Annotated in this window: 8 protein-coding genes; 7 read left to right on the top strand and 1 reads right to left on the bottom strand. The window is 33.5% G+C overall.

The features are described 5' to 3' along the window. Window positions 1-214 precede the first annotated feature (214 nt). The 6 genes from ACO5GE_RS07215 to ftsH all read left to right on the top strand — a co-directional run bounded on the left by ACO5GE_RS07215 (window position 215) and on the right by ftsH (window position 6,471). Window positions 215-496, top strand: coding sequence for a Veg family protein (locus ACO5GE_RS07215; RefSeq protein WP_484830243.1), 282 nt, complete (start codon window positions 215-217; stop codon window positions 494-496). A gap of 156 nt (window positions 497-652) precedes the next feature. Beyond that, window positions 653-1,519, top strand: coding sequence for a 4-(cytidine 5'-diphospho)-2-C-methyl-D-erythritol kinase (ispE, locus tag ACO5GE_RS07210; protein WP_484830245.1), 867 nt, complete (start codon window positions 653-655; stop codon window positions 1,517-1,519). A 20-nt stretch (window positions 1,520-1,539) separates the two neighbouring features. Further along, the gene (locus ACO5GE_RS07205) at window positions 1,540-2,601 is read left to right on the top strand and encodes a D-alanine--D-alanine ligase family protein (RefSeq protein ID WP_484830242.1); all 1,062 of its coding nucleotides are present in this window, start codon (window positions 1,540-1,542) and stop codon (window positions 2,599-2,601) included. A 19-nt stretch (window positions 2,602-2,620) separates the two neighbouring features. After that, window positions 2,621-3,052 carry a YwiB family protein gene (locus tag ACO5GE_RS07200; protein ID WP_484830241.1) on the top strand — a complete coding sequence of 144 codons (432 nt, stop codon included), beginning with the start codon at window positions 2,621-2,623 and terminating at the stop codon, window positions 3,050-3,052. Between the two features lie 20 nt (window positions 3,053-3,072). Then, window positions 3,073-4,479 (top strand): tRNA lysidine(34) synthetase TilS, encoded by a 1,407-nt coding sequence (gene tilS / locus ACO5GE_RS07195; RefSeq protein ID WP_484830240.1) that lies wholly within the window; start codon window positions 3,073-3,075, stop codon window positions 4,477-4,479. 12 nt (window positions 4,480-4,491) lie between these two features. Then, window positions 4,492-6,471, top strand: coding sequence for an ATP-dependent zinc metalloprotease FtsH (gene ftsH, locus ACO5GE_RS07190; RefSeq protein WP_484830239.1), 1,980 nt, complete (start codon window positions 4,492-4,494; stop codon window positions 6,469-6,471). Window positions 6,472-6,673: 202 nt separating this feature from the next. Here ftsH and ACO5GE_RS07185 read toward each other — a convergent pair whose 3' ends face one another. Then, a complete protein-coding gene (locus ACO5GE_RS07185; protein ID WP_484830238.1) occupies window positions 6,674-7,000 on the bottom strand; it encodes an iron-sulfur cluster assembly accessory protein in 327 nt (108 codons plus the stop codon). Between the two features lie 228 nt (window positions 7,001-7,228). Between ACO5GE_RS07185 and pepF the strand changes: the two genes are divergently transcribed. After that, window positions 7,229-9,031 (top strand): oligoendopeptidase F, encoded by a 1,803-nt coding sequence (gene pepF / locus ACO5GE_RS07180; protein WP_484830244.1) that lies wholly within the window; start codon window positions 7,229-7,231, stop codon window positions 9,029-9,031. The last annotated feature ends 457 nt before the right edge of the window (window positions 9,032-9,488 follow it).

Genomic DNA, 9,488 nt, shown 5'->3' with positions numbered 1-9,488 from the left:
AAATGTGATTTTCTATGGAATTTTTTTAGTTCATTTTCATTTTACAATTAACCAACACCAGAAAATTATAAAAATTATAGTTTTATAGTTGACATCGTTGTTTAATTAGAATATAATAAAAAATTTATAATTTGACAATATATCCATATTATGATATGTTATTAGAGTAAATGTATCAAAAAATTAGATTAAAATGATTTGGGGTGTAAGGAAGGTGATAAACGTAGTGAACAATCATACACTGGATGAGATTAAACGCGGTTTAGAAAAATACTTGGGCAGAGATGTTATCGTCAGAGCAAATCGCGGGAGAAAAAAATTTGAAAAAAAAGAGGGCGTTTTGGAATGCACGTATCCAAATGTTTTTGTTATTTCCTATGAAGGTAATGATAACCATGTAACGAGAGTTTCTTACAGTTATGCAGACATATTGACATCTACAGTGCAATTGACTTTGATGCGAAATGAAAATTCTAAAAAACAAACATATTCATAATAGATAACAGAATGAAAGTAGACTATTTATCGAGAATAGTTTTACTTTCATTTTTTACATAAATTTAGTTTGTGTTATTTCTAAGATATTAGTATAATGGAACAATACGGATTATAAGTGACTATAATGAGATGAGGAGTGCAAATTGTGGAGCAGATGAGTCTTGATGTTTGTGGAAAAATAAATCTTTCATTGGATGTGACCGGAAAGAGAGATGACGGATACCATTTTGTATCTATGATTATGCAGACAGTGAGTTTGAAAGATTCGCTATATATTATGAAAAGAGGAGATAATTCCTTTTTTTTAAATATAGGAAATTCATCTATTCCCTCCGGAGAAGATAATATTATTTATAAGGCGGTTTCTTTATACCATCAAATGACCAAAACAGGAATGGGATATGAGATTGTATTGGATAAGAACATTCCTGTTGAAGCCGGAATGGCAGGTGGAAGTGCAGATGCTGCGGGAGTTTTGTATGCAATAAATCAAATGAATCATTGCCAATTATCTCACGAAGCGTTACTGAAACTTGCTTTGAATTTAGGGGCAGATGTTCCATATATGCTGGTTGGAGGGACTTATTTAGCAACAGGAATTGGAGAAACTCTTCAAAAGTTGCCTGATGTATCTTATCATATTTTAATTGTAAAACCGAATCAAGGAGTCAGCACAAAGTCGGTCTATCAAAATTTAGACATAAATCACTTAAAAAACATACCAAATAATGATAAAATTTTAGAATGTATTCATGCGAACAAATATAATGAGATTTATCCTTTTATGGGAAATGTTCTGTATGAACCTGCTAAGATGTTTGTACCCGAAATAGAGCAAATAATTTTTGATATGGAGTCTAAGTTTTCTTGTTCCAGAGCGATGATGACTGGAAGTGGCTCTACTGTGTATGGCATATTTGAAAATTTGGAAAATAGAAGCAAAGCAACTCATTATTTTTTAGAACGTTACACTGAAGTATATGAGGTAGAAACAACAAACTGTTCTATCTCTATAAAATAGACAAAGGAGCTTGATAAGCAATGAGTAAACAAAATATTGCAATTTTATTTGGTGGAAAGTCGGAAGAACATGAGGTTTCTTGTAGATCTGCAAAGTATATTTTTGAGAATGTTGATAGAGATAAATATCGACCATTTTTGATTGGAATTGATAAATTAGGGAACTATTACTATATCAATGAATGTAACAAGGAGCATTTAACAGATTGCACATGGACAGATTTTATTGAAAAAAATGAGGTTTGTTTCTCAAAAGGAGAAGAAAGATTCACTTTAGAGTTACAAGATGAAAAAATTGTCTTCGATGTCGTGTTTCCTGCGTTACATGGTCCTAATGGAGAAGATGTGAAATTACAAGGATTAATGGAGTTTGTCAATATTCCGTATGTGGGATGTAATTCAATTGCGTCTGCAATCTGTATGGATAAAGACATTACAAAACGGTTAGTTGGACTAGAGGGTGTTCGTCAGGTTCCTTATGTGATATTGCAGAAAGGAGTTGTTGTAGAAGAAAAACTTCTTGAAATGGAGAAAATAGGATATCCTTTGTTTGTAAAACCGGCAAATATGGGTTCAAGCGTAGGTGTTTCTAAGGCTGAAAATCAACAGGAATTGTTACATGCAATCGAGGTAGCAAGCAAGTATGACGATAAGGTTATTGTAGAAAAGGGAATTGACGCATTGGAATTGGAAATAGCAGCATTGGGAGATGGACAAGATGCGTATTTTTCTACAGTAGGTTGCATTAAACCTAGAGATGTATTTTATGACTATGATTCCAAATATTTGACGAATGATGCAGATTTTTATATTCCTGCACCGATATCACTTGAAAAAGAAACGGAACTAAGAGAAATGGCACGCAAGGCATATACAGCAATGTTGTGTGAAGGACTTTCCAGAATTGATTTCTTTATGGATAAAGAAACACAAGAGATTTACTTTAACGAAATCAATACGATGCCGGGTTTTACGGCCATTAGTTTGTATCCACAGTTGATGGATTATGATGGAATCGGAGCAAAAGAGTTGATTGAAAGATTGATAGATTTGGCGTATAGAAGATACGAGAAAAATAAGTAAGGGAAGAAGGAAGCTGGACTTGCAAGATGCATTGATTAAAATAAAAACAACACAATTTCTCGCGAATCAGAAAGAACCGGAAGTAATAGAGTTTGTCACACAAGGAAAAGGGGTATTTAAAAACGGCACAGTGTATTTAGAATACAAAGAGTCGGAATTATCCGGTCTGGAAGGTACAACAACTATATTGAAGTTTGTTGACAGTGGAGAAGTGAAATTAAAAAGATTCGGGAATCAGACTTCGGAGATGGTGTTTGTAAAAGGAAAGAGATTTAAGACGAAATATAGAACAGACTATGGGACTATGTCTATGGAAATTTTAACAAAGAATATTTCTGTAGATTTTTTAGAAAATCCATTTGAAGTTCATGCTGTTATACAGTATGATATTTCAGTGAAGGATTTTTTTGAAGGAAAAAATGAAATGATAATTCAAGCAAAGAAAATTTGATAATGTTTGGTGATGAGTAAATGAGTCTAAAAAATAAGATGCTTGAGATAATAAGAGAGAATAATTTGATTCAACCGAAAGAAAAGGTAATTGTTGCTCTTTCCGGAGGACCGGATTCGGTATGTCTGCTTCATTTGTTACATGAATTAAAGGCAGAATTGGACATTAAACTATATGCATTTCATTTGAACCATCAAATTAGAGGTTTGGATGCTCATAGAGATGCATGGTATTGTTTGAGTCTTTGCGACGAATATGAGATTCCTTTTTTCGTGGATTCTACTGATGTCCCTCGATATGCACAAACCATGAAGATGACCATGGAAGAGGCAGCTCGTGATGTGAGGTATAAAAAATTATTTCATCTGAAAACTGTTTTGAATGCAGATAAAATAGCAGTTGCACATAATTTGGACGATCAGGTGGAAACAGTGTTGATGCGAATGATGAGAGGGACGGGACTTTATGGTTTGAAAGGTATGGAATACCAATTGTCTAATGGAATTATTCGTCCTTTATTATCTTTTCAAAAAAAAGAAATTATAGATGAATTGCAACAAAAAGGAATTCAATGGCAAGTAGATACAACAAATCAGGAAGAAAATTATACGAGAAACAAGATTCGTTTGAGTATGATTCCTTTAATGGAAGAGTGTTATCCGGCAACTAAGGAAAATATTTTTAGAATGTCAGCATCAATTCGAGAAGATAGCCAATATATTGAACAAAATGCTATGAGTTTTTTTGAAGAGAATCATAGCTTGATAAATTCTAATACTGTAAAATTGGAGTTGGACGATTTTTTTGATGTAGATTTGACAATTCAAAAAAGAAGTGTTCGTTATGCAATCAATGCAGTGTTACATTCTCTGAAAGGAATTGAAACTGTTCATTTGGACAATGTAATTCAGCTGGCGAAACGACATGGAGATGCTCAGATCAATTTGCCTAAGAATTTGACTGTTTATAAAAAACAAAGTGAGTTATACTTTTCAACCGAAGAATTGAAGAAAGATATTCTGAGCTTTTTTTATGAATTAGGTCAAAATGAAACAATAGATATTGCAGAAATTTCGTCTGAGATTGAGACAAAAGTACTATTCAAAGACAAGGATTTTGTGTTGTCTACTGGAACTTATAAAAAGGCATTTGACTTGGATAAAATTTCAGGGAAACTCTTTGTTCGAAGCAGAGAGGCCGGAGACAGAATCAAACCTATGGGATTAGAAGGAACCAAAAAGATAAAGAATATTTTTATTGACGCGAAAGTCCCTTTGTCAGAGAGAAATCGCATTCCGATTATATGTGATGAAGCAGGTAATATTCTATGGGTTGTAGGTCATTGTATTAGTGAAGAATTTAAAATTGACGAAACAACAAGGAAAGTTATTCTAATTACAGTAAGACATGAAAATGATTTAAGATAGGGAGGTATTATATTGAAAAAATTTTTACAGGGAACAATGTTCTATGTTGCGCTAATATTTGTGATTATGTCATTAGTATTCATTCAAAGCAACTCTACATCGAAAGTGGAAAAAATTCCGTTTTCAGAGTTTTATAAAAGTATATTAGAACACAAGGTATCTGAAGTTGAGATACAAGATAGTGGTATGATTCAAGGAAGGATGGCCGGTTCAGATAAAGAGTTTACTACTTATGCAGGATATTTGGCACAAACAGATGGTTTAACAAAAGAAATTTTGGATCAAACACAACAAGGTATTTTACAATCTAAGGTAAAAGAACCGACACAAACACATTGGATTTTAGATTTGCTTCCTATGGTGATGTTACTTTTGATTGTAGTGGTATTTTGGTTCCTCTTTGTGCAACAAGCTCAAGGTGGAGGATCCAAGGTAATGAGTTTTGGAAAGTCCCGTGCTAAATTGCATCAAGAAAACCAAGAAATCAAGATTACCTTTAGCGATGTGGCCGGATTGCAAGAAGAAAAAGAAGAGTTAAAAGAAATTGTGGATTTCTTAAGAAATCCTCAAAAATATTGGAATCTAGGCGCAAGAATTCCAAAAGGAATTTTGATGGTCGGTCCCCCTGGAACAGGGAAAACTTATTTAAGTAAGGCTGTTGCAGGAGAGGCAGGAGTTCCGTTCTATTCTATTTCCGGATCTGATTTCGTAGAAATGTTCGTGGGAGTCGGTGCTTCCAGAGTAAGAGACCTGTTTGAACAAGCGAAAAAGACATCTCCTTGTATTATTTTTATTGATGAAATTGATGCAGTAGGAAGAAAGCGTGGAGCCGGACTTGGTGGTGGTCACGATGAGAGAGAACAAACATTAAATCAGTTATTGGTAGAGATGGATGGATTTAGAGTAAATGAAAGTATTATTGTCATGGCAGCTACAAACAGACCTGATATATTGGATCCGGCACTATTAAGACCGGGTAGATTTGATAGACAGGTTATGGTAGGGGTACCTGACGTAAAAGGAAGAGAAGAAATACTTAAAGTCCATTCTAGAAAGAAACCTTTGGATGAAGATGTTGATTTGAAGGTAATTGCAAGAGGAACTGCAGGTTTTACTGCGGCCGATATTGAAAATCTAATGAATGAAGCAGCACTTTTGACAGCAAGAAATAACGGATTGAAAATTAAAATGCAGACAATAGAGGAAGCAATTGTAAAAACAATTGTCGGTCTTGCTAAAAAGTCTAGAATTATTACAGAAGATGAGAAGAAATTAACTGCATATCATGAGGCTGGACATGCTATTTTATCAACAGTTCAAAAATACTGTGATCCTGTTCATCAGGTTACTATTATTCCGCGAGGAATGGCTGGTGGTTTTACTATGAGCAGACCTCAAGAAGACAGATATTATACTACAAAACAAGAATTGAAAGAAAAAATGGTAGAGCTACTTGGAGGCCGTGTAGCAGAGGAACTTATTTTGGAAGATGTGTCGACCGGCGCAAGTAATGACTTGGAAAGAGTAGCTAAGATTGCAAGAGCTATGGTTACAACTTATGCAATGACAGATAAGTTGGGAGCGATGGCATATGGAGATTCTTCGGATGAAGTGTTCCTTGGAAAAGATTTTACGACAAAACCGAATTATTCAGAGGAAGTGGCTTCACAGATTGATCATGAAATTAAGATTATTGTAGATGAGGCTTATGCGACTGCAAGAAAACTATTGCAAGAAAACATAGATCGTCTTCACAATGTTGCAAAAGCATTGATGGTGTATGAAACATTAGATTCAGAACAATTTAAGCAAGCTTTTGATGGAAAATTGCTGTTGGAGGATACTGTAGTTGAAAAGGCAGATGTTTCTACAGATGATGAAAAATCAGTTGATGTGAATGCTGACAATAGAACTGTCGGTAATTCAGAAACTCCAATCAATGTTGAGGATACTTCTGTTCCAGATACTACAAATGATTCTGAAAAAGAGTAGATATCGGAACATTCATGTTATTTCATAGAAGATAATTTGAAAATGATACTCTATGATATTTTTTGAGCAGTCATATTGTTGGAATATCGTTCTAACAATATGACTCAGTTTTTTTGAATAAATTTTCAAGTATAAAAAAGATAGGTATATGCATGCATATACCTATCTTTTTTATACGATTATATCATTCTAAAACAGAGTTTTAGTGACATCCGCCTCCACAACTTGAACAAGAAGATTGAGGTTTGATATCCGGCTCAATGTAGATTCCGGAATTATCTCCGTCGCTGAAATGTTTGATTTCAAACCCTCCGAATTCATCAATCAATTTTTGTTCTACTCTTAATGTGAATCCGTCAATTTCAACTGAATAGTCTCCTTCTTTTGCAGGATCGATTGCCAAGTTAAATTGTGGACCACTGCAAGAAAATCCGGCAACAAATACTCTGATGTCTGTTGCTTCGATTCCTTTTGATGTTAATAATCCCTTTAAAGCATCTGAAGCTTCTTTATTCATTCTAATACTCATGTTATTTCCTCCTTATACCTGTATAAAAACATAGTTATGTGTTAATCAAATCACATAAATTCATTCTATTATATTGCGCCTGATTTGTAAATGAAATTAGGATAAATATTTTAGGTAAGATATAATTTATGGTATACTCATTATGGAAGATGGAACATGACTTTACTTCAAGATAATGATTTTATGATAAAAATAGGATAAAAGAAAGGATGAACGATAGTGGAAAATATGAAAAAAAGATGTGAAATATCTGAGTCATTGAAGTGGAATATAGCTAGACTCTATGAAACAGAAGCAGACTATGAAAGAGATTTAGAAAAATGTGTACAAATGTCTGTTGATATTGAGAAAAAGTATAAGAACAAAATGATCTCATCTGATACAGTAATCTGTGCAATCAGAGAATATAATGAATTGTTAGAGTTAAATGATGTTGTTTCACACTATGCGACATTGTCCGTATCGGTAGATATGACGGATGTTCAGCATCAAAAGAGAGAAAGTTTTTATTATAGCAAAGCTGCAGAAATGCAAACGCGTTTGAAATTTTTAGAAAAAGAAATTGTTTCTTTAGATACACATCTTTTGGAGGAAGTAAAAGAAAAAGCCCCGGAGTACCGTGTGTATATTGAGGATATTATGCTGAAGAAGAAGTATATGTTGGATGATTCTGTAGAAGAAGCTTTAGCTACTTTGTCACCTGTTTTGAATAGCAGTATGAAAGGTTATGAAATAACAAAAATCGCAGATATTGAGTTTGAATCATTCACTGTAGATGGAAAAGAATATCCAAACAGCTATGTTTTATATGAAAATATGTATCAGTACAATCCCGATTCAAAGATAAGAAGAGCAGCATTTGAGAGTTTTTCAAACGGGTTGAAAAAATATCAGAATACAACAGCTTTTTATTATCAAAATCATATTCAAAAAGAAAAGATTATCTCTACAATGAGAGGATTTGATTCTGTGTTTGACTATCTTTTACTAGATCAAAAAGTAACAAAAGATATGTATCATCGTCAAATTGATTTGATTATGAAGGAACTTGCCCCTTATATGCGAAAATATGCAGCGCTATTAAAGAAGATTTATGATTTGGACAAGATTACTTTTGCAGATTTGAAAATTCCGGTAGATAAGGATATTGTACCTCATATCACAATAGAAGAATCTAAAGAATATGTTAGAGGAGCACTTTCCGTTTTAGGAGAACAATATACTGATTTAATTATGTCTTCTTATGAAGAAAGATGGGTGGATTTTGCACAAAATATCGGAAAATCTACAGGAGGATTTTGTGCGACACCATACGGAAAAAATTCTTTCATTCTACTGTCTTGGACTGGTCTATTGAGCCAAGTGTTTACTTTGGTACACGAATTAGGTCATGCGGGACACTTTACTTTGAGTCAAAGGGAAAACAGTTATTTGAACCAAGAGCCGTCACTATATTTTATTGAGGCGCCTTCTACAATGAATGAATTGTTATTAACGAATTATTTGTTAAAAGATGTCGGTGAAGATAAGAGAATGAAACGATGGGTCTTGTCGAATATGATTTCAAATACCTACTTCCATAATTTTGTAACACATTTATTGGAAGCGACTTACCAAAGAGAAGTGTATGAAATAGTAGATAGAGGAGAGTCTTTACAAGCAAAAGATTTATCTATGATTAAAAAGAAAGTTTTGCAAGACTTTTGGGGAGAAGATGTAGAAATTAATAATGGTGCTGAATTGACATGGATGAGACAGCCACATTACTATATGGGATTATATTCTTATACTTATAGTGCGGGTCTTACCATCGGTACACAAATGAGTACGAAAATTAAGGAAGAAGGCAGTTCTGCAGCACAAGATTGGATTAAGGTACTGAAAGCTGGAGGAACTAAAAATCCTGTCGATTTAGCTAAAATGGCAGGAATTGATATTACTACAGACAAGCCGCTATTAGATACAATTCATTTTATCGGTTCTGCCATTGAAGAAATTATCCAATTGACAAAGGAATTGGAGAAAAAATAATCATTTTATAGCAATAGAATAATGAGTCATCTCAGAAATTTTCAGATTGGTTGAATATCAATGATATACTTAAAGTCCATTTCCATGTACTTGAGTACGGTATCTGTAAAGAAAAACGCTTGTCATCGTAAAGTATGAAATGCATTCAGAAAGAATCATGATATAAATCAAAAAAATATTCTATATATAGATGTATGCATGAAAGAAGATAGAGGGTATCAATATGATATAAAAAACCTCTACACTTTGCTAATTTTGTGTAGAGGTTTTATCTTTGTATAAAGAAAACCACGCGATAGTCGCGTGGTTCAAAAAAGCTTAAGCGGTGAAAAAAAACCTCCTAATGTGCTAAACTGTATAAAAGCCTGCCAGCTGATGAAAAACAGAATAGATTAGGAGGAACATTAAAATGTCTCAACAAAATAATGTCAATAACAGTTTAGCACATACCAAATGG

The organism is Filifactor sp. (assembly GCF_057248345.1).
The sequence above is the reverse complement of the archived record's forward strand: the minus strand, read 5'-3'. Positions and strand labels throughout refer to the sequence as shown.